The sequence below is a fragment of the Pseudomonas sp. TJI-51 genome, from assembly GCF_000190455.2.
Lineage (GTDB): Bacteria > Pseudomonadota > Gammaproteobacteria > Pseudomonadales > Pseudomonadaceae > Aquipseudomonas > Aquipseudomonas juntendi.
Map to the genome: position 1 here is coordinate 1 of NZ_AEWE02000134.1, position 24,924 is coordinate 24,924.

Here is a 24,924-nt window from a genome sequence, read left to right on the forward strand (position 1 = left end):
AATCTCCCACAGGTACAGCGAAGGGGTTAAATGCTGCACCAACCTGTGGGAACCCGGCTTGCCGGTAATGAAGCCTGGGCAGGCTAACGCTTGGCGATGATGTACACCGCATGCACGATCCCTGGAATGTACCCCAGCAGGGTCAGCAGAATGTTCAGCCAGAACGCCCCGCCAAACCCAACCTGCAGAAACACCCCGAGCGGCGGCAAGATAATGGCGATGATGATGCGGATAAAGTCCATGCGAGTCTCTCCTGAAGGGGTTACAACACAGACTAGCCGCTGGTCCTGGAGGTTCCACAGGCAAAAAAAACGCCCCGGGCCGAATGGAACAGGCCAGGGGCGATGCGCAGGAACGCCAGACGGTTCGTAGAATTGGTTAACGTGCCACTTACCCCGACACTTAGGCCGACACTTCGCGGCGCGCATGCTGCTGCGCATGCAGGCGGGCAAAGGCGCGTGCCAGGCGCAGCAGCATTTCGTCGATATTGCCCTTGCTCACGGTCAGCGCCGGAGAGAAACGCACCACATCCGCTTGTGGGGCATTGAGCAGCAAGCCTTCGTGCAGGGCGGCAGCCACCAGTTCGCGCGCCTGGTTTTCCTTCAGCTGCAGCGCCCACAGTAGCCCTTGCCCGCGTACTTCGCCCTGCCCATAACGCCCAGCCAGGCGGCTCAGGCCGTCGCGCAGGTGGCGGCCGTGGTCCTGCACTTGGCCGAAGAAGCCGGGCTCCAGTACGGTATCCAGCACGGCCAGGCCCGCAGCGCACATCAGCGCATTGCCGTGGTGGCTGCCCTCCAGCTCGCCCGGTTCGGCGCAGCACGCCGTACCGCGGGCCAGCAACGCGGCCAGTGGCACACCACCGCCCAGGCCTTTACCCAGGGTGATGATGTCGGCACGCACGCCATAGGTCTCCTCGGCCAACAATGCGCCACAGCGCCCGATGCCGGTCTGTACCTCATCGAGGATCAGCAGGATGCCCAGCTCACGACAGAGGGTTTCCACGCCCTTGAGGTACTCGCGGCTCGCCGGAATTACCCCGGCCTCGCCCTGCACCGGCTCCAGCATGATGGCCACAGTGCGCGAATCCACTTCGGCGTGCAGCGCCGCCAGGTCATTGAACGGCACCTTGCTGAACCCGGGCAGGCCCGGTTCACAGCGGTTGCAGGGCAATGGGTCGGACGCCGACAGCGCGCCCAGGCTGCGGCCATGGCAGGCCTGGCTGGCGGTGATGATGTGATAGGCGCCACTGCGGTGCAGTTGGCCCCACTTGCGCGCCAGCTTGATCGCCCCTTCACAGGCTTCGGCACCGCTGTTGAGCAGGTAGGCCTGGTCGCTACCGGTGCTCTGGCACAGGCGGTTGGCCAGCGCCAGCAGGCCACGGCTATGAAACCCCGCGCCTGGGTTGATCAGCGCCTGGGCCTGGCTGCCCAACGCCTTGACCAGCACGCTGGGGCTATGGCCCAGGCTGTTCACTGCGCCGCCCTGGGTGAAGTCCAGGTAGGCATGCCCGGCATCGTCCCACAACCAGGAGCCCTGCCCGCGCACGAACACCTGCGCAGGCCGTTCGGTCCCGGGCATCAGGCAGTCACGCGACAACTCGGCAGCAGGTGGCACACGCACCGGCACAGGCTTGGGCTCGGCCGCGGCGGTCGGGGCCGAGCGGCGCAGGTTGAACAGGTTCATCGGGGCTCCAGCCAATGCACGGTAAGGGGCGAGCACAGGGCGGTCTTGGCGCCGCCGCTCATTATTTTGTCTTGCCTATCAAAAGTGTTTCTCATCCACGGTAACAATCGACTGATTCAGCGCTGTAACCCGTTGGAATACGGCGATAGACTAGGCGCCACGAGGGGTTACCGCCATTTCGATTTTCCAGCAATTTTGATAAGCATCACTTATGGATTTACGCCAACTGCGTTATTTCGTCGCGGTGTACGAAGAGGGCCACGTCGGCCGCGCCGCCGAGCGCCTGTCGCTGTCACAGCCAGCGCTTTCACAACAGATCCGCCAACTGGAACACAGCCTGGACCTGAGCCTGTTCGAGCGCAGCAACAAGCGCCTGCTGCCGACCCTGGCGGCCCATACCCTGTACAACCATGCCCTGCCGCTGCTCGATGGCCTGCAGCGTGCCCACGAGGCCATGCGCAACTTCAAGGGCCAGTCTTTGCGCACCTTGGCCATCGGTGTGCTGCAAACGGTACGCCCCAGCCTGGTGCCGCAATTGCTCGAACGGCTGCGCAAGGCCCAACCCCACCTGGTGGTGCAGATCTACGAGTTATCGGGGCTGGAGATCGAGCGGCGCCTGCTCAGCGGTAACCTGGACATCGGCATCAGCTACCTGCCGCCACGCCAGCCCGGCCTGCATGGCCTGTTGCTGTACGAGGACGAGCTGCAATTGGTGATACCCGCCACCCACCCACTGAAGGATTTCAAGAAGGTGTCCATCCGCCAGGCGGCCGAGTTGCCCATGCTGATGCTGGGCGAGGAGTTTCAGATCCGCCAGATCTGGCAGGCCCAGTTAGCCAGCCAGGGCCGGCGGCCGCAGGTGCAGGCCGAGATGAACAACATGGCGGGTATTCTCGACAGCCTGGCGCACACCGCGCTGGCAACCATTCTGCCAGGCCGGGCCAAAGACGCCGCCGAGGACGACCCAGGGCTGTTGTGGAAGCCGCTGAGCGAGCCGCGAGTACCGTTGAAGGTAGGGCTGGTGTTCCGCGATGCCCAGCGCCAGCAGGCATCGGTCGAACTGCTGCGTACGCTGCTGGAAGAAGAGACAGACGCGCGACAGCTGGGCGCATCACCGCTGGATGTGCTGGCCTGATAAAACACGCGCGCAAAGAAAACCCCGCCGAAGCGGGGTTTTCCAGACTGTTTCCCTGTGACATCCGTATCGCCCCGCCATCCTGGCAGGTGGTCCTTCGTCGCCATCCTTGATCTGTCCTTTGCGCTTCCTGCGCAACGTCCATGTGGTAAAGATTAGCCGTGGATCCAATCTGAGAACAGTGGTGAAAAGTCACCACGTTGTGTAGGAAAAGGCTTACACAAGAGAGGCATTCGCAGATACGCGAAGCACAGGGGCCGCTGTGCGGCCCCTGAATCAGCTAGAACTGTTCGGCATCCAGCAGGTAAAGCGACTCACTGCCCGCCTTCACCGAGGCCACCAGCGAATCCACCCGTGGCAGCAAGCGCGCGAAGTAGAACCGCGCCGTGCCCAGCTTGCCCGAATAAAACGCCTCGTCGCCCTCCCCCGCCTTCGCCGCCCGCGCCATCAATGCCCACATGTAGCCATAGGCGACATAACCAAAGGCATGCAGGTACTCGACCGATGCTGCGCCAATTTCATTCGGGTTGCCCTTGGCCTGCTGCAGTACCCATTCAGTCAGCCCATCCAGCTGGCCGAGCGCAGCACCCAGAGGGCGGGTGAACTCATCCAGCTCGCTACCCGCACTGGCCATGAACTGGCGAATTTCGTCGGAGAACAGCGTGTAGTAGGCGCCGCCGCTGGCCACCACCTTGCGCCCCATCAGGTCGAGGGCCTGAATGCCGTTGGTGCCCTCGTAGATCTGGGTGATGCGCACATCACGCACCAGTTGCTCCTGGCCCCATTCACGGATGTAGCCATGCCCGCCGAAGACTTGTTGGCCGTGCACCGCGCACTCCAGGCCCAGGTCGGTCAGGAAGGCCTTGGCCACCGGCGTAAGCAATGCCACCAGTTCTTCGCTGCGTTTGCGCACGCCAGGGTCTTCGCTGTACTTGGCACTGTCCAGTTGCATGGCCACATAGGTGGAAAACGCGCGGCCGCCCTCGATGAGTGCCTTCATGGTCAACAGCATGCGCCGCACATCCGGGTGGACGATGATCGGGTCGGCGGCTTTGTCCTTGGCTTGCGGGCCGGTGGGGGCACGGCTTTGCAAACGGTCGCGCGCGTACTCCACGGCATTCTGGTAGGAACGCTCGGCCGTCGCCAGCCCCTGTATACCCACCCCCAGGCGCTCGTAGTTCATCATGGTGAACATGGCTGCCAGGCCTTTGTTCGGCTCACCGACGATATAGCCCACAGCCTCGTCGAAGTTCATGACGCAGGTAGCCGACGCCTGAATGCCCATCTTGTGCTCGATGGAGCCACAGGTGGCCGGGTTGCGCGCACCGAGGCTGCCATCCTCGTTCACCATGAACTTGGGCACCAGGAACAGCGAGATGCCCTTCGGCCCCGCCGGCGCATCCGGCAACTTGGCCAGCACCAGGTGGATGATGTTCTCGGTCAGGTCGTGCTCGCCGCCGGTGATGAAGATCTTGGTGCCGCTGACCTTGTAGCTGCCGTCCGCCTGTGGCTCGGCCTTGGTGCGGATGATGCCGAGGTCGGTACCCGCATGCGGTTCGGTCAGGCACATGGAGCCAGCCCATACACCGGCGTACATGTTGGGCAGGTACTTTTCCTTCAGCGCCTCGCTGGCGTGGGCGTTGATCGACAGGCAGGCGCCGGCGGTCAGCATCGGGTACAGGCCAAAGGCCAGGCTCGAGGCATTGACCATTTCCTCGACCTGCGCCGAAATGGCCTTGGGCATACCCATGCCGCCAAACAGCGGGTCGCCACCCACGCCCACCCAGCCACCTTCGGCGTAGGTGTTGTAGGCCTCGATGAAGCCGGCCGGTGTGCGCACCGCGCCATTGTCCCAGTGGCAGCCCTCTTCATCGGCCGTGCGGCTGAGCGGTGCGATGGTCTTGGCGGTCACCTTGCCAGCCTCCTCCAGTACGGCCATGGCCGTATCGGCATCGACGACTTCGGCCAGCCCGGGCAATTGCGCCCACTGCTCAGCCACGTTGAACACTTCATTCAGTACGAAGCGCATGTCGCGCACGGGCGCTTTATAGTCAGCCATGACAACCTCTCGCAAGTGGGGGCTGGGCGGTCTCGGGGTACCGCGACACTGGGGTTGATGCCAGTGTAACCGAACAACATTTACGAGACATAGGGTCATCAATAGACCGCTTAGTCTATTTTGGTCACGCAGTACGTACAGCCCCACGCCGCGATTGCTGGCCATGCACCACCACACAATTGCGCCCTGCGCCTTTGGCGTCGTAGAGCGCCTGGTCGGCCGACTTGAGCACGGCTTCGGGGTTACGGTGATCGGCCTGGCGCTCGGCAACGCCAATGCTGATGGTCACCGAAACTGTGCCGCCGCTGCTGCCGGCGCGGCGTTGGCGCCCGGCGGTATCGTCTTGCGGGCGGTTGTACTTGTCGCGCAGGTGCATCACATAGTTGGCGATCACCTCGCGCACCGCTTCCACATGGGGCACGCATTCCTCGGCGGTCTTGCCCGCGAACACCAAGGCGAACTCCTCTCCCCCATAGCGGTAGGCACGCCCACCACCGGTGACCTTGGCCAAACGGCTGGCCACCAGGCGCAACACCTGATCGCCGACATCGTGACCGTGCGTGTCGTTGAATTTCTTGAAGTGGTCAACGTCGGTCATGGCGATGACATAGTTGCGACCCAGCCGCTGCATGCGCTCGTTCAACGCACGCCGGCCGGGCAAACCGGTCAGCTCGTCGCGGAAGGCCATCTGGTAGGCCTCGTGCGCAACTGCTGCGGCGATCATCAACATCACCTGGCTGCACATGATGTTCAGCGTGAACGGCAGGATGAACGTTTGCGGCAGCATCCAGAAAATGCCCAGCAGGCCGATGATCTGGGCCGCGTGCAACGGCCTCGGCGCGCGCAGGTACTGCACCACCAGCAGGATGAACACCCCCGCGACCAGCGGGTAGGCCAACTGGATCAGGCTCATCCACTGGCCATGCAAGGTCGGCCAGCGAATCTCCGCCAACCAGGTCAACAGCGCCTCGGGGTAGCTTTGCTCCAGGGCCACTGCCACGCTGCCCACGGCAAACAGCACGGCGCCACGGGCCACCAGGTCTTGCAGCAGGTGGGTGCGCTCCTGCCAGGCACCATACAGGCCGAACAATGCCGGCAACAGCAGGCATACCAGGTGGAAGACCACCGCTGCATCCTCGCGCACACGGCCGTGGTCGCGGTAGAAGTCGGTCTGGGTGTCGAGCAGAAAGTAGGCGATGTATACCGTAAGCATCAGAAACAGCTCACGTTGGCGACGATACACCGCGCAGTAAGCGCCACCCAGCAGCAGCACCAAGGTGGGCAGAACATTGAACAGCGATGTGAAAAACACACTGAGGTCTCTCACATAAGCTGCGGCGAGCCCTGCCAACAGCAGCAGCAGCGAGGGCAGGAAATGGCTGGCACGTACAGCGTTAAAACGAAACAAGGGTAATCTCCGACCCGGCAGATCAATAGTGGCATTGTGCCCTTATTTCATCGGCAGCGTACCCGAACAGTTGAATTTCAAATCGGCCAGGGTTGTCGAGTGGCCTGGGCCTGAACAAAAAAACCCGCCTGCCGGTGAGGGCAGGCGGGTTCTGGCAACAGCGGTTGAATCAGTACGCCAGGCCGAAGCTCTCTTCGTCCATGTCCATCAGGTTGTTGGCGCCCGACAGCATGGCCGCCACATGCGTGCGGGTACGCGGCAGGATGCGCTGGAAGTAGAAGCGCGCGGTCTGCAGCTTGGCGGTGTAGAACGCCGCTTCGCTGGTGCCGGCGGTCAGCTTTTCAGCGGCCAGGCGGGCGATGTCGGCCCAGAAGTAGGCCAGGCAGGCGTAGCCGGAATACATCACGTAATCGACGGAGGCCGCACCCACTTCTTCGCGGTCTTTCATGGCAGCCATGCCCACTTTCATGGTCAGCTCGCCCCATTCCTTGTTGATGGCTGCCAGCGGCTCGACGAACTCCTTGACCGCCTCGACACCTTCCTGCGCCTGGCAGAACTTGTGCACGATCTTGGTGAAGCCCTTCAGCGCTTCGCCCTGAGTCATCAGCACCTTGCGGCCGAGCAGGTCGAGGGCCTGGATGCCCGTGGTGCCCTCGTACAGCATCGAGATACGGCTATCACGCACGTTCTGCTCCATGCCCCACTCGGCGATGAAGCCGTGACCGCCATAGATCTGCACGCCATGGTTGGCCGCTTCGAAACCGACTTCGGTCATGAACGCCTTGGCGATCGGGGTGAGGAAGGCCAGCAGGGCATCGGCCTTCTTGCGCTCTTCTTCATCCTGGCTGTACTTGACGATGTCCACCTGCTTGGCGGTGAAGTAGACCATCGCGCGGTTGCCCTCGGCGAACGCTTTCATTGTCAGCAGCATGCGGCGCACGTCCGGGTGGACGATGATCGGGTCGGCGGCCTTGTCCGGTGCCTTGGGGCCGGTCAGGGAGCGCATCTGCAAACGCTCGCGGGCGTACTTCAGGCCACCCTGGAACGCGACTTCGGCGTGGGCCAGGCCCTGCAGCGCGGTACCCAGGCGCGCGGTGTTCATGAAGGTGAACATGCAGTTCAGGCCTTTGTTGGCCGGGCCGATCAGGTAGCCGGTGGCGCCATCGAAGTTCATCACGCAGGTGGCGTTGCCGTGGATGCCCATCTTGTGTTCGATCGAGCCGCAGCTCACGCCATTGCGCTCACCCACACCGCCTTCGGCATTGGGCAGGAACTTCGGCACGATGAACAGCGAAATGCCCTTGGTACCGGCCGGAGCATCCGGCAGGCGCGCGAGAACGATATGCACGATGTTCTCGGCCATGTCGTGCTCACCGGCGGAAATGAAGATCTTGGTGCCCGACACCTTGTAGCTGCCGTCAGCCTGCGGTTCGGCCTTGGTGCGCAGCATGCCCAGGTCGGTACCGCAGTGTGGCTCGGTCAGGCACATGGTGCCGGTCCATTCGCCCGACACCAGCTTGGTCAGGTAGGTGTGCTGCTGCTCGGCGGTGCCGTGCGCAGAAATGGTGTTCATGGCGCCGTGGGACAGGCCCGGGTACATGCCCCACGACCAGTTCGCACCACCGACCATCTCGCTCAGGGCCAGGCCCAGCGACTCTGGCAGGCCCTGGCCGCCGTGTTCCACATCATGTGCCAGGCTGGGCCAGCCGCCTTCGACGAATTGTTCGTAAGCCGCCTTGAAGCCGGTTGGGGTTTTCACGCCCGACTCGCTCCAGATGCAGCCTTCCTGGTCACCCACACGGTTCAGCGGCGCCAGCACCTGCTCACAGAACTTCGCACCTTCTTCAAGAATCGCGTCGACCATGTCGGGCGTTGCGTCCTGGCAACCCGGCAGGCTCTGATAGTGCGCCTCGTAACCGAGCAGCTCGTCGCGAACGAAGCGGATATCACGCAAGGGGGCTTTGTAGTCAGGCATTGCGATGAACCTCTAGGTGAGTTCTGTGGGGTGACCCGCGTGCGCCGCGGCGTCTGTCAAACAGTTGTTTGAAACTTACGTTTAGCTCCGGCTTCTGTCAAGGAGGGACGATAGTGCCATTTACGCCGCGAAAAATGGCGTTTATGCCAAGCTCAATAAAAACAATACCCTGTGGGAGCGGGCATGCCCGCGAAAGGGCCCGGCCAGGCAATGGGTTGCCTGAGCTGACGCTTTCGCGGGCACGCCCGCTCCTACAGGGGCTATGTGTTATTCGAAATCGGCACTCTGTCAGGCGTAGGTATCGATGATCCGGCCGAGCATTTCGTCGGATGCCTTGACGACCTTTGCGCCAAGCTCGACTTCGGTCTTGCCGACCGCCTGTTGCACCAGGCTGGTGGCCAGGTCCATCTGCTGGCTGCGGTCGACCGCACGCAGGCGTTCGGCCTGGAAGTCGCTGGACTGGCTGGTGGCGGTACGTTCGGCGGTGGTGTTGGCGATCTGGCTGGCAGCCTGATCGACGCGGTTCTGGCCGGCTTGTATAGCGCTCAGGCCCGCGTAATAGGCGGAGCTACCGGTGATTTCCATGTCAGGACTCCATTGACGCTGGATAGGAACACAACCCATTAAAACAGGCCGTCGGTAAAAAGGCCCGTTTAAATCGCTAATGGCCCGGTGCCAGTTGATAGGCCCTGAGTATTCCAGCACCTAATCCAGCAAATCCAGCTGCAAATGCTCAGCCACCTTGTCTGCACTGGCCTGCTTCAGCTTGGGCACCCGCCCCAGGCAAGGCGCTGGCAAGCGCTCGGCCAGGCTGGCCAGGTTCTCTTCAAGCCGTGAAGTGCGCGGCTCGATGATGTTCGCCACCCAGCCTGCCAACTGCAGCCCGTCGCGCTCGATCGCCTCGGCGCTGAGCAAGGCATGGCTGATACACCCCAGCCGCACCCCCACCACCAGAATCACCGGCAACTGCAGGGCCACCGCCAGATCTGAAAGGTTCTCCAGCCCCGAAAGCGGCACACGCCAGCCCCCAGCCCCCTCGACCAAGGTGAAATCGGCATTTTGTTGCAGCACATTGCGTATAGCCGCCAGCAGCGCTGGCACGTCCAATGTCACCCCCGCCTCGCGTGCTGCCACATGCGGCGCGATCGCAGGCTCAAACGCATACGGGTTGACCTGCTCATACGGCAACTTGATGGTGCTTTCATCAATCAGCGCCTGGGCGTCGCTGTTGCGTAAACCCTTGGGGGTCATCGTGCACCCCGAGGCCACCGGCTTGGCACCCAGGGTGCTCAAGCCTTGCAACCGCGCCGCATGCAGCAAACCGGCCGCGACGGTGGTCTTGCCGACATCGGTATCGGTACCGGCGATGAAATAGGCCCTGCTCATCTTGCTCCCCTTACGCCTGTGGCTTGCGCAACACACCATAGACCACCTGATAGGTGGCTGGCAGCCCGGCAGGCTGGCGAAATGCCTCGTACGCCTGCAACAGGCCCTGCATGCGTGCCCGGCCAGTCAACCCGGACGGTCGCCCAGGGTTGAGATTGTGCGCGCCCAACGCCTTCAGTTCGTGGGTCAGGCTGCGTACGTCCGGGTAATGCAGCACATGCGCACAGCGATGCAGCTCAAGCTGCTCAAAACCGCTGGCGGCACACAGGCGCTGGTAGTCCTCGAAACGGCGGAAGCGGTTTACATGCACCAGGCCGTCCACCGCCTGCCAGCTGGCACGCAGTTCGTCGAGGGTACCTACGCACAGGCTGCTGAAGGCCAGCACGCCGCCCGGGCGCAGTACCCGCAGCGCTTCGGCCAGCACACTGGCGAACTGGTCGCACCATTGCACGGCCAGGCTGGTGAACACCAGGTCGACGCTGGCATCGCGCAATGGCAAACGCTCGGCGTCGCCGGCCACGTGGTAGTGCGCACCGCGTTGTTCATTGCGGGCATGGCGCAGCATGCCTTCGGCGATATCCACCGCCACACCGCTGGACTGGGCGAACCGCTCAGCCAGGATACGGCTGAAATGGCCGGTACCGCTGCCCAGGTCCAGCCAGCGCAATGGCTGCCAGCCGGCCGGCATTTGCCCCAACAGGCTCAAGCCCACGGCGCGCTGCAACGCGGCTACGCTGTCGTAGCTGGCTGCAGCGCGGGAGAACGAAGCCGCTACCTGGCGTTTGTCGGGCAAAGCGCCGGGCAGGGTCGGACAGGAAAGGTCAGTCATCGCCACTCTCATGCAGGAAACTCTTGATGCCAGCCGCCAGCTCTTGCGGGTACTCCAGCAAGAAGGCGTGGGAACTGTCTTCTACCAGGCCCACCTCCACATCGGGCAGCAGCTCGCTCAAGGCCTTGGCTGCCTCGCCCGGCACCAGCGCATCGCTGCCGGCGAACAGGTGCAGTTGCGGGCCGCCGTAAGCCTGCAGGGCTTCGCGGGTATCCAGCTTGGCCAGCACTTCAAGGCCGGTGGCGAGGTACAGAGGGTCGGTGTCCGGTACGCCGACACCCAGCTGGCGCAGCAGGGTACGCGGCTGCTGGGCGCCATCGCTGCACAAGCTGCGAAAGCGCTTCAGGGTGACTTGGGTATGGCTGCGGCAGCCGTCGAGGAAAGTGCCAAAGGTGTCTTCGGCCATGCCATGCGGCCAGTCGCCACGGGCAACGAAACTGGGGTTGCTGGCCAAGGTGAGCAAGCCGCAGCAGTGGTCGCCACGCTTGTGTGCCAGGGCGCTGGCGAGCATGCCGCCCAACGACCAGCCACCTAGCCAGACATCGCCCGGCAATTTACGGTCGAGGTGCTCAAGCCAGCCCTCAACATCGCTGTGGGGCAATTCCGGCAGGGGCATCAGCTCTACCTGCAGACGGGGGTCCTGGGCGCGCAGGCTGGCGGCCAGCGGTTCCAGTGCGGCAGTGCCCAGGCCCCAGCCGGGCAGCAGTACAAGACGATTACGCATCGGCGTTCTCCAATTGTGGATAACACTCGGCCAATGCATTCAACAATAGCTGCACCTGCGCCTGGCTGTGGGCGGCGCTCAATGTTACGCGCAGACGGGCACTGCCCGCCGGTACGGTCGGTGGGCGGATGGCGGTGACCAGCAAGCCGCGCTCGCGCAACATGCGCGACAGGCGCAAGGCCTGCGCGCTGTCGCCAATCACGATCGGCTGGATCGGTGTGGGGCTGTCCATCAGTTCCAGGCCGATCTGCTGCGCGCCTTCACGGAACTGGCGAATCAACGCGGCCAGGTGCTCGCGGCGCCAGCTTTCGCGGCGCAGCAGCTCCAGGCTCTTCAGCGTGGCGCAGGCCAGTGCCGGTGGCTGGCTGGTGGTGTAGATGTAGGGGCGGGCGAATTGCACCAGCGCCTCGATCAGTTCCTCGCTCCCGGCAACAAAGGCACCGGAAGTACCGCAGGCCTTGCCCAGCGTACCGATCAGCACCGGTACATCGTCCACGCCCAGGCCGAAGTGCTCGACGATACCACCGCCCTGAGCGCCAAGGGTGCCCAGGCCATGGGCATCGTCGACCATCAGCCAGGCACCCCGGGCGCGGGCGACCTCGGCCAGGGCCGGCAGGTCGGCCAGGTCGCCGTCCATGCTGAACACACCGTCAGTGACCACCAGAGTATTGCCAACGGCCTTGTCCAGGCGGCTGGCCAGGCTGGCCAGGTCGTTGTGCAGGTAGCGGTTGAACCGCGCACCGCTGAGCAGCCCGCCATCGAGCAGCGAGGCATGGTTCAGGCGGTCCTGCAGCACCGTGTCGCCCTGCCCCACCAGCGCGGTGATGGCGCCCAGGTTGGCCATGTAGCCGGTGGAAAACAGCAGCGCACGTGGGCGCCCCGTCAGTTCAGCCAGCGCCTCTTCGACCTGGTGGTGCGGGGTGCTATGGCCGATCACCAGGTGCGACGCACCGCCACCGACACCCCAGCGCTCGGCACCGGCCTGCCAGGCGCCAACCACCTCGGGGTGGTTGGCCAGGCCCAGGTAATCGTTGCTGCAGAAGGCCAGCAAGCGCTGGCCGTCGACCACCACCTCCGGGCCCTGCGGGCTTTCCAGCAGTGGCCGTTGCCGGTACAGGTCCGCAGCGCGCCGTTCGGCCAGGCGCGCCGCCAGGTCGAAAGCCATCTCAGGCGGTCGCGGCGTTGTAGAACATCTCGCTGCTGCGCTGCTCGACCAGCGCCTGCTCGATGGCGGCCTGGTGCACTTCGTCGGCGTGCTCCTCGCGTGCTTCAGGCTTGATGCCCAGGCGCGCGAACAGCTGCATGTCCTTGTCAGCCTGCGGGTTGGCAGTGGTCAGCAGTTTTTCACCGTAGAAAATCGAGTTGGCACCGGCCATGAAGGCCAGGGCCTGCATCTGCTCGTTCATCTGCTCACGGCCGGCAGACAGGCGCACATGCGATTTGGGCATCAACAGGCGGGCTACGGCCAGCATGCGAATGAAGTCGAACGGGTCGACATCTTCCTCCTCGGCCAGCGGCGTACCGGCCACCTTGACCAGCATGTTGATCGGCACCGACTCGGGGTGTTCGGGCAGGTTGGCCAGCTGGATCAGCAGCCCGGCGCGGTCGTCCAGCGACTCGCCCATGCCCAGGATGCCGCCCGAGCAGATCTTCATGCCCGCATCGCGCACGTAGGCCAGGGTCTGCAGGCGCTCGCTGTAGGTGCGCGTAGTGATGATGCTGCCGTAGAACTCCGGCGAGGTGTCGAGGTTGTGGTTGTAGTAGTCGAGGCCTGCCTGGGCCAGGGCCTGGGTCTGCTCCTGGTCGAGCTTGCCCAGGGTCATGCAGGTTTCCAGGCCCAAGGCCTTCACCCCTTTGACCATCTCCAGCACATAAGGCATGTCTTTGGCCGACGGGTGCTTCCACGCCGCGCCCATGCAGAAGCGGGTCGAGCCAATGGCTTTGGCGCGTGCTGCTTCTTCCAGCACCTTCTGCACTTCCATCAACTTCTGTTTTTCCAGCCCAGTGTTGTAGTGGCCGGACTGTGGACAATATTTGCAATCTTCCGGGCAGGCTCCGGTCTTGATCGACAGCAACGTCGAAACCTGCACGCGGTTGGGGTCGAAATGCGCGCGGTGCACCGTCTGCGCCTGGAACAGCAAGTCATTGAAAGGCTGCTGGAACAGGGCCTTGACCTCGGCCAGGGACCAGTCGTGACGTGTTGTTGCAGTTGTGCTGGCGCTCATCGGCGTTTCCTTGTTTAGGCTTAAGCTGGCGCGGGGACAGGAAAGCCCGCCAGCGCATCACGGATAACTCGCATAGTCACGGATGGCCTATGAACTGTCAACTCAACTGGAAACGACTGGTTTACAAGTGCTCACTTATTAACCAGATCTGTTTATTGTGCGACGCGCCTGCCGGGCAACACTACCCGCTGTGCGTCGGTTGTGAGCAAGAGCTGCCCTGGCTGGGCGACCATTGCCGCTACTGCGCCCTGCCACTGCCCATGGCCGGCCTCGCCTGCGCCCAGTGCAGCCGCCGCTTGCCGGCGTTCGAAAAGGTCTTTGCCCTGTGGCATTTCGGCTTTCCGGTCGACACGTTGATCAGCCGCTTCAAGCACAACCGGCAGTGGCCGTTGGGGCGTTTGATGGCCGAGTTGCTTGGGCAAGGGCTACGCTACCGCTATGCCGAGGGGTTGCCACGCCCTGAACTGCTGTTGCCTGTGCCCATGGCCAGGCGTCGACTGCGCGAGCGTGGGTTCAACCAGGCCGGGCTGCTGGCCCGCTGGCTGGCGGCGCACGTGGGCATACCGTGCGATGAGCGGGTACTGCTGCGCACTCGGGAAACCCCCGCGCAGCAGCGGTTGAGTGCCAAAGGCAGGCGGCGCAATCTGCGCCAGGCCTTTGCGGTCGCCGGTGACCTGCCAGGCAAGCACGTCGCCATCGTCGATGACGTGTTGACCACTGGCGCTACCGCCCAGGCCATTGCCCAGGTGTTGCGCAAAGCCGGGGCACAGCGGGTGGATGTGTATTGCCTGGCGCGTACGCCGAAGCCGGGGTATGTATAACCCTGCCGCTACGCCACACTATTCGCCCCAGGCCCCTACAGCGACCGGATGCCCATGTCCTTGCCCACTCTACTCACCCAGCACATCGCCCGGCGCCCGCAGCGCATCGCACTGCTGCAGCACATTGCCGAGCAAGGCTCGATCACCCGTGCGGCCAAGGCGGCGGGCATCAGCTACAAGGCAGCCTGGGACGCCATCGATGAGCTCAACAACCTGGCCAGTCAGCCGTTGGTCGAGCGCAGCACTGGCGGGCGTGGGGGTGGAGGCGCCCGGCTGTCGGTGGAGGGTCAGCGCGTATTGCGCCTGTACCAAAGGCTGCAGGCCCTACAGGCGCAAATTCTCGAGGCCGCGGAAGACTCCAGCGACCTCGACTTGCTTGGGCGCCTGATGCTACGCACCAGCGCGCGCAACCAGCTGCAGGGCCAGGTCAGCGGCCTGCGCCGTGAGGGCCGCTATGACCGGGTCAGCCTGGCGCTGGGTGGCGGGCTGGAGATCGACGCGCTGATCACCCACGACAGCACCGCGCGGTTGGAGCTGACCTTGGGCAGCAGGGTGGTGGCACTACTCAAGGCAGGCTGGGTGCAGTTGCTGGCCGAGGGGGACAAGCCTGAAGCGGGGAGCAATTGCCTGCGGGCCACGGTAGAAGACGTGCTGGTGGAGGCCGACGGGCCCAATGAAGTCCGGTTGGCGCTGGGCAACGGGCAAACGCTGTGTGCCATGGCAGAGGCGGGTTGGTTGGCCGGCCAGCAGGTACGGGTTCAGTTCCACCCTGCCTATGTGTTGCTCGGGGTGCCTGCCTAGGCCGGCCGTGGCGCAGGCGGTTCGCGGGTAAACCCTACGGGTACGCTACAGGGATAACCCTGTACCATGGAGCTCATGCCGTATACCCCCGGAGCTCACATGTCCCATCCGTTCGATACCCTCACCCCTGACCTGGTCCTGGACGCCGTGGAAAGCCTCGGCTTTCTCAGCGATGCCCGGGTGCTGGCACTGAACAGCTACGAGAACCGCGTCTACCAGGTGGGCATCGAGGGAGCGCAGCCGCTGATCGCCAAGTTCTACCGGCCTGGCCGCTGGAGCGATGCGGCCATCCTCGAAGAACACAGCTTTACCGCTGAACTGGCCGATTGCGAAGTGCCGGTCGTAGCGCCCATGCAGCACGCCGGCCGTACCTTGTTCGAGCACCAGGGCTTTCGCTTCACGTTGTTCCCGCGCCGTGGCGGCCATGCCCCGGAGCCTGGCAACCTCGACCAGCTCTACCGCCTGGGGCAACTGCTTGGCCGCCTGCATGCCGTCGGCGCCTGCAAACCGTTCGCTCACCGTGAAGCGCTGACTGTGGACAGTTTCGGCCATGCCTCGCTGAACACTGTGCTCGATGGGGGTTTTGTACCCCGCGAGCTGCTGCCGGCGTACGCGTCAGTCGCCCGCGACCTGCTCAAGCGGGTCGAGGACATCTACGCCCGCACCCCGCACCAGCTCATCCGCCTGCATGGCGACCTGCACCCCGGCAACCTGATGCACCGCGAAGACGTGTACCACGTGGTCGACCTCGACGACTGCCGCATGGGCCCCGCCGTACAAGACCTGTGGATGATGCTGGCCGGCGACCGCCAGGAGCGCCTGGGGCAGTTGGCCGAACTGATCGACGGCTACAACGAGTTCCACGATTTCGACCCGCGCGAGCTGGCCCTGATCGAACCGCTGCGGGCGCTGCGCCAGTTGCATTACAGCGCGTGGCTGGCGCGGCGCTGGGATGACCCGGCATTCCCGCCCAGCTTCCCCTGGTTCGGCCAGCCGCGCTATTGGGGCGATCAGATCCTCGCCCTGCGTGAACAAATGGCGGCGCTGGATGAAGCCCCGCTGAAATTGTTCTAAAACGGTGCACGCCTCTGTCTACAATAGGGGTCGCTTTATTTAGCTACCTAAGCAAGGATTCTGCATGCACGCCGCAAACCCGCGTCGCGGGTATATCCTGGGCCTGAGCGCCTACATCATCTGGGGCCTGTTCCCGATTTACTTCAAGGCAATCCAGAGCGTCCCGGCGGTGGAGATCATCGTCCACCGGGTGCTTTGGTCGGCACTGTTCGGCTCGCTGCTGCTACTGCTGTGGAAACACCCCGGCTGGTGGCGCGAGCTGCGCGACAACCCGCGCCGGCTGGGGGTCCTGGCCCTGAGCGGGGCGCTGATTGCCTTCAACTGGCTGACCTATGTGTGGTCGGTCAACAACGGGCGCATGCTCGAGGCCAGCCTGGGTTACTACATCAACCCGCTGATCAACGTGCTGCTGGGTATGCTGCTGCTGGGCGAGCGGCTGCGCCGCCTGCAATGGCTGGCAGTGGGCATGGCTGCAGTTGGCGTGGCCCAGCAGGTGTGGCAGGTGGGCAGCCTGCCCTGGGTGTCGCTGGCGCTGGCGCTGAGCTTTGGCTTCTACGGGCTGATCCGCAAACAGGCCCCGGTTGCGGCGCTGCCGGGGTTGGTTGTGGAAACCTGGATGCTGGTACCGCTGGCCCTGGGCTGGTTGCTGCTGCACCCAACGGCCATGAGTGCACAAGGCGCGTTCTACACCAGCAGCGAAGCGCTCTGGCTGATGGCGGCGGGGCCGGTGACTCTGGTACCGCTGGTGTGCTTCAACGCCGCAGCGCGGCACCTGCCCTACACCACCCTCGGCTTCCTGCAATACCTGGCGCCAACCCTGGTACTGCTGCAGGCGGTGCTGCTGTTCGATGAGCATTTGTCCTCCAGCACTCTGGTAGCCTTCATGTTCATCTGGGCTGGCCTGGCCATTTACAGCGTGGATGCCTGGCTAAGTTTGCGCAAGCGCGCCTGATCAAAAAACGATCAAAACTCTGCAGGCCATGTAATACCTGGCCTGCAGAGACATCTCCAAAGGTTATCCACACCCTCGTCCCCGTGCTTTGTGCACAAGCTGCTGATTTTTGGGTGTTTTTTGAGCAAACCTCTGCAGCGGGCGCATTGCCTGGGCTGGGGAGGTGAACCCCCAGGTTATCCACAGGGCCTTCCCCGTGATACTGGGATAACCGCAAGGGATGTCTTTACCAAATCCCCTGTAGGAGCGGCCTTGCGTCGCGATGGGCCGCAAAGCGGCCCCCGGCCAATCCACTCAATCCTCCGCCCGCAACCGCAACTCCACCATCAAGTCATCCGCCAGACTCTCCAGCCGCTGCTGCAGCTCGTCCAGCGGCAGGGCCAGAGGCAAGGCCAACAAGGCATCGGCATGGAACAACGGCTCGCTGCTCATCGGTGCCGGCCGCACTTCTGTCGTGAACCGTTCCACGTTCACCTGCAACTCCGCCAGCAAACGAGTAATGTCCCGCACGATCCCCGGCCGGTCATTGCCGACCAGTTCCATGGCAATCGGCTTCCAGGTACAAGAGGGTTCCACTCCGCTCTCTGCAACCAGCACACGAATGTCGTACTGGGCCAGCCCCTGCAACGCCGCCACCAGCCCATCGTGATGTTCAGCCGGCACCGCCACCCGCAGGATCCCGGCAAACTGCCCGGCCATGCGCGACATGCGGCTTTCCAGCCAGTTGCCGCTGTGGTCGGCGATGCACTGCGCAACACGTTCCACCTGGCCGGCCTTGTCAGGGGCGATAACAGTCAGTACAAGATGATCCACAAGCCGTTCCTCGTGTCGAACCGCGCCAGGCGCAGAAAATCGGGGGGTCGGCTCAGTATAGGCAAGGCGCGGCAACCTGCCGCAGGGCAATCCGCACAGCCAATCGTGTACTGTTTCAAGATTTATCTGGAACAATCCACCCTTTTTTTGCGAACATACCTGCTCCCAGCGTGACCATACGCGACCAATGGGTCGCACAACGGCGCTTTTAGTCTGATTTTGCCCCGTCTACTGCTTCATGTAGTATCCCGTGGCGCGGACTACAAAACGTCGTTTGGATGTCTGCCAAGGCGCCTGTGAAAATACGCACACTGTCTGCCAGCCAGTCTGGCGGGCTGCACCCAGCCGCGCTCGGGGTCTTCCCCGGGGGCAAGTACTGGTACGTGTTTAGAGAAGCGCTACAGGCTTAATACAGAAGAGCGAAATAGCTGAGCAGAGTGAGGCAAGCAATGACTGGATACGTTCAAGTCGGTGGCCTTCAGGTCGCCAAGGTCCTGTACGACTTCGTGAACAACGAAGCCATCCCCGGGACCGGCATCGTCGCCGAGCAGTTCTGGGCGGGTGCAGAGAAGATCATCAATGACCTCGCTCCAAAGAACAAAGCCCTGCTCGCCAAGCGCGACGAGCTGCAAGCCAAGATCGACGCCTACCACCAGGCACGCAAAGGCCAGGCCCATGACGCCGCAGCCTACAAAGCCTTCCTCCAGGAAATCGGCTACCTGCTGCCACAAGCCGACGATTTCCAGGCCACCACCCAGAACGTGGACGAAGAAATCGCCCATATGGCCGGCCCGCAGCTGGTCGTGCCGGTGATGAACGCCCGTTTTGCCCTCAACGCCGCCAACGCCCGTTGGGGTTCGCTGTACGACGCGCTGTATGGCACCGATGCCATCAGCGATGAAGGCGGCGCCGAAAAAGGCCAGGGTTACAACAAAGTGCGTGGCGACAAGGTGATTGCCTTCGCCCGCGCCTTCCTTGACGAAGCCGCGCCGCTGGCGGCTGGGTCGCACGTCGACTCCACCGCCTACCGCATCGAAGCCGGCAAGCTGGTGGTCACCCTGAAGGGCGGCACCAACACCGGCCTGCGTGACGACGCCCAACTGATCGGGTTCCAGGGTGATGCCGCGGCACCGACCGCCGTGCTGCTGAAACACAACGGCCTGCATTTCGAAATCCAGGTCGATGCCAGCACCCCGGTTGGCAGCACCGACGCCGCTGGCGTCAAAGACATCCTGATGGAGTCGGCACTGACCACCATCATGGACTGCGAAGACTCGGTCGCCGCTGTCGATGCCGACGACAAGGTCATCGTCTACCGCAACTGGCTGGGCCTGATGAAGGGCGACCTGGCCGAAAGCGTGAGCAAAGGTGGCAAGACCTTCACTCGCACCATGAACCCCGACCGCGAGTACGCTGCGCCCAACGGTGGCAGCGTGACCCTGCACGGCCGTTCGCTGCTGTTCGTGCGTAACGTTGGCCACCTGATGACCAACCCGGCAATTCTCGACGCCCAGGGCAACGAAATTCCGGAAGGCATCCAGGATGGCCTGTTCACCAACCTGATCGCCCTGCACAACCTCAATGGCAACACCAGCCGCAAGAATACCCGCAGTGGCAGCGTGTACATCGTCAAGCCGAAGATGCATGGCCCTGAGGAAGTGGCGTTTGCCGCTGAGATTTTCAGCCAGGTCGAAGACCTGCTGGGCATGCCGCGCAACACCGTGAAGGTCGGCATCATGGACGAGGAGCGCCGGACCACGGTCAACCTCAAGTCCTGCATCAAGGCCGCTGCCGAGCGCGTCGCGTTCATCAACACCGGCTTCCTCGACCGCACGGGCGATGAAATTCACACCTCGATGGAGGCCGGCGCCGTGGTGCGCAAAGGTGCCATGAAGAACGAGAAGTGGATCGGTGCCTACGAGAACAACAACGTCGATGTCGGCCTGGCGACCGGCCTGCAAGGCCGTGCGCAGATCGGCAAAGGCATGTGGGCCATGCCCGACCTGATGGCCGCCATGCTCGAGCAGAAGATCGCCCACCCGCTGGCCGGTGCGAACACCGCCTGGGTGCCGTCGCCAACTGCCGCCACCCTGCATGCCCTGCACTACCACAAGGTGGACGTACAGGCACGCCAGCGTGAACTGGCCTCACGCACCCCGGCGTCGGTGGACGATATCCTGGCCATCCCGCTGGCTGCCGACACCAACTGGTCGGCCGAAGAGATCCGCAACGAGCTGGACAACAATGCCCAGGGCATCCTCGGCTATGTCGTGCGCTGGATCGACCAGGGTGTCGGTTGCTCGAAGGTGCCGGACATCAACAACGTCGGCCTGATGGAAGACCGCGCCACCCTGCGCATCTCCGCGCAACTGCTGGCCAACTGGCTGCGCCACGGCGTGGTCAGCCAGGCGCAGGTGCTGGAAAGCCTCAAGCGTATGGCGGTGGTGGTCGACCAGCAGAACGCCGCTGACCCTCTGTACCGCCCGATGGCGCCGAACTTCGACGACAACATTGCGTTCCAGGCGGCAGTGGAGCTGGTGGTCGAAGGTGGCAAGCAGCCCAATGGCTATACCGAGCCAGTGCTGCACCGCCGTCGCCGCGAGTACAAGGCGCGTAACGGGTTGTAAGTTACACCTGCGTACGGGGGCCGCTTTGCGGCCCAATCGCGACACAAGGCCGCTCCTACAGGGATATCGCAAATATCAAAACTTGCGCTGCACCTGTAGGAGCGGCCTTGTGTCGCGATAGGGCTGCAAAGCAGCCCCTCTCTGCCTCAATCAATTTTCAGCTCTTTCTTCACCAGCTCCAGCAACTTGCCCAGGTCCACCGGCTTGAGCAGGAAGTCCACCACCCCCAGGTGCATCACGTCCACCGCCTCTGCCACATCGGTGTCGCCCGACACGACGATGATCGACAACGCCGCCCGCTCCGACCCGCGAATCTTGCGGATCAGCTCCAGCCCATCCTCTGGCTGCATGCGCAAATCGGTAATCATCAAGCCGATGCGCTGCTGGAAATGCAGGTACAACCTGGCCTCCTCGGCCCCGTCCGCGCCCACGCAATCAATGCCCCGGCTTTTCAGGTACAGGATCAAAGCCTCACGGTTCACCGCGTTGTCGTCCACCACCAGCACCAACGGCTTTACGACTACCGGCGCACTGGCCATACCCAATGCCTCGCGCTCTTCGTCGCTTAAAATATCGATTTGCTCAGGCATGGCCATCTCGTCAAAAAAATTCCGCTTCACCCATAGGACCGCAGAACTTGCGTCGCCCGGTTCGCCTTTCGTCGGGTCTTTGACAGGGGTGCTCATAGACTTACGTCCAATGGGCACCACCCCGCCGCAAGCCGACCATGGAGGCAGAGAACAACATGGCCGGCACCTATATATAGATATATATAGTTCGGCATAGCGATACGGTCGGTTTCATGAGCAAAAAGGACGCCTACAGCCAGGCGGGCAGGACCGCAGTGCTGCAGAACATTCAGGGCACGCTGCAGTTTCTGCAGCGCTTTCCGCCGTTCAACCAGATGGAGCACAGCCACCTGGCCTACCTGGTCGAGCAGTGTCAGCTGCGCTTCTATGCCAGCGGCGAAAGCATCGTCAAGCCGGCAGACGGGCCGGTCGAGCATTTCTACATCGTCAAGCAGGGCCGGGTGGTGGGCGAGCGTCAGCACCTGGTGAAACCGAGGGTCGAAACCACCTTCGAAATCACCAGCGGCGAGTGCTTCCCGCTGGCCGCCCTGCTCGGCGAACGGGCCACCCGCACCGAGCACCTGGCCGGCGAAGACACCTTCTGCCTGCAACTGAACAAGGCAGCGTTCATCCGCGTGTTCTCGATGTCTGAAGTGTTTCGGGATTTTGCCCTGCGCGGGGTCAGCAGCCTGCTCGACCAGGTCAACCAGAAGGTTCGCCAGCGTGCGGTGGAAACCCTGGGTACCCAGTACTCGCTGAACACGCCGCTGGGCGAACTGGCCATGCGGCACCCGGTGGTGTGCAACGCGGATACGCCGCTGCGCGAAGCCGTGCGGCTGATGCACGAGCAGCAGGTGGGCAGCATCGTCGTGGTTGACACGCAGCGCTACCCCACCGGCATCTTCACCCTGCGCGACCTGCGCCAGGTGGTGGCCGCGGCGGACGCCGAGCTGGGTGCGCCGATTGCCCGGCACATGACCGCCAAGCCGTTCTACCTCAGCCCACAGGCCAGTGCCTTCGATGCAGCCATGGCAATGACCGAGCGGCACATTGCCCACGTGTGCCTGGTGGAAAACGGCCGGCTGTGTGGCGTGGTTTCGGAGCGCGACCTGTTCTCGCTGCAACGGGTCGACCTTGTGCACCTGGCGCGCACCATTCGCCATGCGCCGCGGCTGGACAGCCTGGTCTCGCTGCGCGGCGAGATCAGCCAACTGGTCGAACGGATGCTCGCCCACGGCGCCTCGTCCACCCAGATCACCCAGATCATCACCCTGCTCAACGACCACACGGTATGCCGGGTCATCGAACTGGCCCTGGCTGAACGCGGCGACCCTGGGGTGCCTTTCAGCTGGCTGTGCTTTGGCAGCGAAGGGCGTCGCGAACAGACCCTGCACACCGACCAGGACAACGGCATCCTTTTCGAGGCGCTGGACAGTGCCGAGGCCGACGCCATCCGTGCCCGCCTGCTGCCGCTGGCACAGTACATCAACCAATGCCTGGCCCAGTGTGGCTTCACCTTGTGTACGGGCAACATCATGGCCGGCAACCCTGCGCTGTGCCTGTCGCGTGCCGAGTGGGCGCGGCGCTTTGCCGGTTTTGTCCGCGAAGCCAGCCCGGAAAACCTGCTGGGCTCAAGCATCTACTTCGACCTGCGGGTGGTGTGGGGCGACGATCAGGGCTGCGAGCAACTGCGCCAAGGCGTGCTGGCGCAGGTGGCCGACAACCGTATATTCCAGCGCATGATGGCGGAAAACGCCCTGCGCCAGCGCCCGCCAGTGGGCCGCCTGCGCGAGTTCGTGCTGACCCGCCAAGGCAATGACAAGGCGGCCACACTCGACCTGAAGGTCCAGGGCCTGACGCCCTTCGTCGATGGTGCCCGGCTGCTGGCGCTGGCCAACGGCATCGGCGCCTGCAATACCCTGGAGCGCCTGCGCCAGTTGGTCGCCAAAGGGGTAATCGAAGCACTGGACGGCGCGGCCTACGAAGAGGCGTATCACTTCATCCAGCAGACCCGCATGCAACAGCATCAACGCCAGGCCCGCGCCAACCTGCCGTATTCCAACCGGCTTGACCCGGACAGCCTCAACCACCTGGACCGGCGTATCCTGCGCGAGTCCCTGCGCCAGGCCCAGCGCCTGCAAAGCAGCCTGGCCCTGCGGTACCAGTTATGAGCCTGTTCGCCTGGCTGCGCCCCGGCACACCCGAGCTGGACCCTGCCACGCGCCAGCGCCTGGCCCGGCAACCTAAACCCGCGCCCCTGGGTGTGTGCACGTTGCGTGAGCAGCGCTGGGTGGTGCTGGACCTGGAAACCAGCGGGCTCAACCCCAACCGTGATCAGGTACTGTCGATCGGCGCAGTGGCCATCGAGGACGGGGCCATCGACTTTGCCCAGCAATTCGAACGCACCCTGCAGCGGCCACTGCTGAAAACCAACGCCAGCGTGCTGATTCACGGGCTGGGGCCAAGCGCCCTGGCGGCCGGTTGCGAGCCCGCCGAAGCCTTGCTGGACCTGCTCGACTTCATTGGCGACAGCCCGGTGCTGGCATTCCATGCTCCGTTTGACCAGCGCATGCTGGCGCGGGCACTGAAAGAAAGCCTGGGTTACCGCTTGCAGTCGCCGTTTCTGGATGTGGCCGAGCTGGCACCGATGCTCAACCCCGACACGGTTCTGCGCGAGGCGGGCCTGGATGACTGGGTGGCGCGCTTTGGGCTACAGGTGGAAGAACGCCACCACGCCAGCGCTGATGCCCAGGTCACCGCAGAACTTGTGCTGATCCTGTTCAGCCAGGCCCGGCGCCAACAACTGGACAGCCCGCTGCAACTGGAACAGCGCCTGCGCGGCTGGCGGCGACGCAAGGTGCAGAGCCATGGCATGTAAGGCCAGGGCTACGCAGCGCCGGTGAAACCGCAGGCCCTTGGCCAACCCCATGCAGGCGAACCGATAAGCGTCCATTGCACCCACCCCCTCCCCTCTGCAACAATCGCGAATAATTATCGTTAGTTAATGCATACGTTCCGGGGGGACGCTGCTTGCCTTCTGCACAGAGCCCACACGCCGATCTGGTTGGTACGCTGTACCGCGATCACCGCGGCTGGCTGCTCGCCTGGTTGCAACGCAACATGGCCTGCCACCAACGTGCCGAAGACCTGAGCCAGGACACCTTCGTGCGTCTGCTAGGCCGCGAGCAGCTGGCCTCGCCCCGCGAACCGCGTGCCTTTCTTGCAGCCGTGGCCAAGGGGCTGATGTTCGACCACTTCCGGCGCGCCGCACTGGAACAGGCCTACCTCGCGGAACTGGCACTGGTGCCGGAAGCCGAACACCCCTCCCCCGAAGTACAGCACCTGATTCTGGAAGACCTCAAAGCCATCGACCGGCTGCTTGGCAAGCTGTCGAGCAAAGCCCGCGCGGCGTTCCTGCACAACCGCCTGGATGGCATGGGCCATGCCGAAATCGCCGAGCGCCTGGGCGTTTCGGTGTCGCGGGTGCGCCAGTACCTCGCCCAGGGTATGCGCCAGTGCTACGTGGCCCTGTACGGGGAGCCGACGTGAGCAACGCACCGGTCTCGTCGCGTGTACTGGAAGCTGCCATTGCCTGGAAACTCAACCTCGACGGCGGCAGCGACAGCCCTGCCGAACGTGGCGAGTTCATGCGCTGGCATGCCGCCAGCGAAGAACACGCGCGCGCCTGGCGACAGCTCGGCGCCATGGACCAGCGGCTCAGCGCAGCCGCCGGCCCGGCGCGCCAGGCGTTGCTGCAGTCGCGCGCCAGCCTGCGCCGGCGCATCGGCAAGGTGGGCGGCGGCCTGGCCGGCATGTTCCTGCTCGGCTCGCTGCTGGCGTGGG

23 protein-coding genes are annotated in these 24,924 nt (G+C 63.7%); 10 read left to right on the plus strand and 13 right to left on the minus strand.

The window, feature by feature from the left end; translation table 11 throughout:
* Positions 1-83: 83 nt before the first annotated feature.
* The gene (locus G1E_RS28015; protein WP_009681539.1) at positions 84-242 is read right to left on the minus strand and encodes a YqaE/Pmp3 family membrane protein; all 159 of its coding nucleotides are present in this window, start codon (positions 240-242) and stop codon (positions 84-86) included.
* 160 nt (positions 243-402) lie between these two features.
* The gene (locus G1E_RS24120) at positions 403-1,683 is read right to left on the minus strand and encodes an aspartate aminotransferase family protein (RefSeq protein WP_009681538.1); all 1,281 of its coding nucleotides are present in this window, start codon (positions 1,681-1,683) and stop codon (positions 403-405) included.
* Positions 1,684-1,894: 211 nt separating this feature from the next.
* On the opposite strand from G1E_RS24120, the gene G1E_RS24125 reads away from it, so the two are divergent.
* Positions 1,895-2,818, plus strand: coding sequence for a LysR family transcriptional regulator (locus G1E_RS24125; protein ID WP_009681537.1), 924 nt, complete (start codon positions 1,895-1,897; stop codon positions 2,816-2,818).
* A gap of 280 nt (positions 2,819-3,098) precedes the next feature.
* On the opposite strand, the gene G1E_RS24130 is transcribed toward G1E_RS24125, so the two are convergent.
* From G1E_RS24130 to bioB, 9 genes are all read right to left on the minus strand, one after another.
* Positions 3,099-4,877: an acyl-CoA dehydrogenase C-terminal domain-containing protein gene (locus G1E_RS24130; protein ID WP_009681536.1), complete on the minus strand. Its 1,779-nt coding sequence runs from the start codon at positions 4,875-4,877 to the stop codon at positions 3,099-3,101.
* A gap of 124 nt (positions 4,878-5,001) precedes the next feature.
* Entirely contained in the window at positions 5,002-6,285 is a 1,284-nt protein-coding gene (locus G1E_RS24135) for a diguanylate cyclase (RefSeq protein WP_009681535.1), read from the minus strand.
* Between the two features lie 169 nt (positions 6,286-6,454).
* The gene (locus tag G1E_RS24140; RefSeq protein WP_009681534.1) at positions 6,455-8,260 is read right to left on the minus strand and encodes a phenylacyl-CoA dehydrogenase; all 1,806 of its coding nucleotides are present in this window, start codon (positions 8,258-8,260) and stop codon (positions 6,455-6,457) included.
* 288 nt (positions 8,261-8,548) lie between these two features.
* Positions 8,549-8,845 (minus strand): hypothetical protein, encoded by a 297-nt coding sequence (locus G1E_RS24145; RefSeq protein ID WP_009681533.1) that lies wholly within the window; start codon positions 8,843-8,845, stop codon positions 8,549-8,551.
* 120 nt (positions 8,846-8,965) lie between these two features.
* Entirely contained in the window at positions 8,966-9,646 is a 681-nt protein-coding gene (gene bioD / locus G1E_RS24150) for a dethiobiotin synthase (protein ID WP_009681532.1), read from the minus strand.
* A 10-nt stretch (positions 9,647-9,656) separates the two neighbouring features.
* Complete coding sequence (gene bioC, locus G1E_RS24155) at positions 9,657-10,475, minus strand: malonyl-ACP O-methyltransferase BioC (protein WP_009681531.1); 819 nt, start codon at positions 10,473-10,475, stop codon at positions 9,657-9,659.
* Positions 10,468-11,199, minus strand: coding sequence for an alpha/beta fold hydrolase (locus G1E_RS24160; RefSeq protein WP_009681530.1), 732 nt, complete (start codon positions 11,197-11,199; stop codon positions 10,468-10,470). Before G1E_RS24160 ends, bioC begins: the two co-directional genes overlap by 8 nt.
* Positions 11,192-12,364, minus strand: coding sequence for an 8-amino-7-oxononanoate synthase (bioF, locus tag G1E_RS24165; protein ID WP_009681529.1), 1,173 nt, complete (start codon positions 12,362-12,364; stop codon positions 11,192-11,194). Before bioF ends, G1E_RS24160 begins: the two co-directional genes overlap by 8 nt.
* 1 nt (position 12,365) lies before the next feature.
* Complete coding sequence (gene bioB / locus G1E_RS24170; RefSeq protein ID WP_009681528.1) at positions 12,366-13,424, minus strand: biotin synthase BioB; 1,059 nt, start codon at positions 13,422-13,424, stop codon at positions 12,366-12,368.
* A gap of 89 nt (positions 13,425-13,513) precedes the next feature.
* Between bioB and G1E_RS24175 the strand changes: the two genes are divergently transcribed.
* From G1E_RS24175 to rarD, 4 genes are all read left to right on the plus strand, one after another.
* A complete protein-coding gene (locus tag G1E_RS24175; protein WP_009681527.1) occupies positions 13,514-14,245 on the plus strand; it encodes a ComF family protein in 732 nt (243 codons plus the stop codon).
* A 54-nt stretch (positions 14,246-14,299) separates the two neighbouring features.
* A complete protein-coding gene (locus G1E_RS24180) occupies positions 14,300-15,046 on the plus strand; it encodes a TOBE domain-containing protein (RefSeq protein WP_009681526.1) in 747 nt (248 codons plus the stop codon).
* 99 nt (positions 15,047-15,145) lie between these two features.
* On the plus strand, positions 15,146-16,120 hold the full coding sequence (locus G1E_RS24185) for a serine/threonine protein kinase (protein ID WP_009681525.1): 975 nt from the start codon (positions 15,146-15,148) through the stop codon (positions 16,118-16,120).
* A 64-nt stretch (positions 16,121-16,184) separates the two neighbouring features.
* On the plus strand, positions 16,185-17,072 hold the full coding sequence (rarD, locus tag G1E_RS24190; protein WP_009681524.1) for an EamA family transporter RarD: 888 nt from the start codon (positions 16,185-16,187) through the stop codon (positions 17,070-17,072).
* 294 nt (positions 17,073-17,366) lie between these two features.
* Here the strand turns inward: rarD and G1E_RS24195 are convergent, their stop codons facing one another.
* A complete protein-coding gene (locus tag G1E_RS24195) occupies positions 17,367-17,885 on the minus strand; it encodes a glycine cleavage system protein R (protein ID WP_009681523.1) in 519 nt (172 codons plus the stop codon).
* 449 nt (positions 17,886-18,334) lie between these two features.
* On the opposite strand from G1E_RS24195, the gene G1E_RS24200 reads away from it, so the two are divergent.
* Positions 18,335-20,512, plus strand: a complete 2,178-nt coding sequence (locus G1E_RS24200) for a malate synthase G (RefSeq protein WP_009681522.1) — start codon at positions 18,335-18,337, stop codon at positions 20,510-20,512.
* Positions 20,513-20,658: 146 nt separating this feature from the next.
* Here the strand turns inward: G1E_RS24200 and G1E_RS24205 are convergent, their stop codons facing one another.
* A complete protein-coding gene (locus tag G1E_RS24205; protein ID WP_009681521.1) occupies positions 20,659-21,198 on the minus strand; it encodes a response regulator in 540 nt (179 codons plus the stop codon).
* Positions 21,199-21,314: 116 nt separating this feature from the next.
* Here G1E_RS24205 and G1E_RS24210 point away from each other — a divergent pair, with 116 nt between their 5' ends.
* From G1E_RS24210 to G1E_RS29865, 4 genes are all read left to right on the plus strand, one after another.
* Positions 21,315-23,252, plus strand: a complete 1,938-nt coding sequence (locus G1E_RS24210) for a DUF294 nucleotidyltransferase-like domain-containing protein (protein WP_009681520.1) — start codon at positions 21,315-21,317, stop codon at positions 23,250-23,252.
* Positions 23,249-23,959, plus strand: coding sequence for a PolC-type DNA polymerase III (locus G1E_RS24215; protein ID WP_009681519.1), 711 nt, complete (start codon positions 23,249-23,251; stop codon positions 23,957-23,959). Before G1E_RS24210 ends, G1E_RS24215 begins: the two co-directional genes overlap by 4 nt.
* Before the next feature lie 152 nt (positions 23,960-24,111).
* Positions 24,112-24,630, plus strand: a complete 519-nt coding sequence (locus tag G1E_RS24220) for an RNA polymerase sigma factor (RefSeq protein WP_009681518.1) — start codon at positions 24,112-24,114, stop codon at positions 24,628-24,630.
* Positions 24,627-24,924 (plus strand): DUF4880 domain-containing protein (locus G1E_RS29865; RefSeq protein ID WP_047150177.1); only part of this gene is annotated, 298 nt, incomplete at its 3' end. The genes G1E_RS24220 and G1E_RS29865, both read left to right, overlap by 4 nt.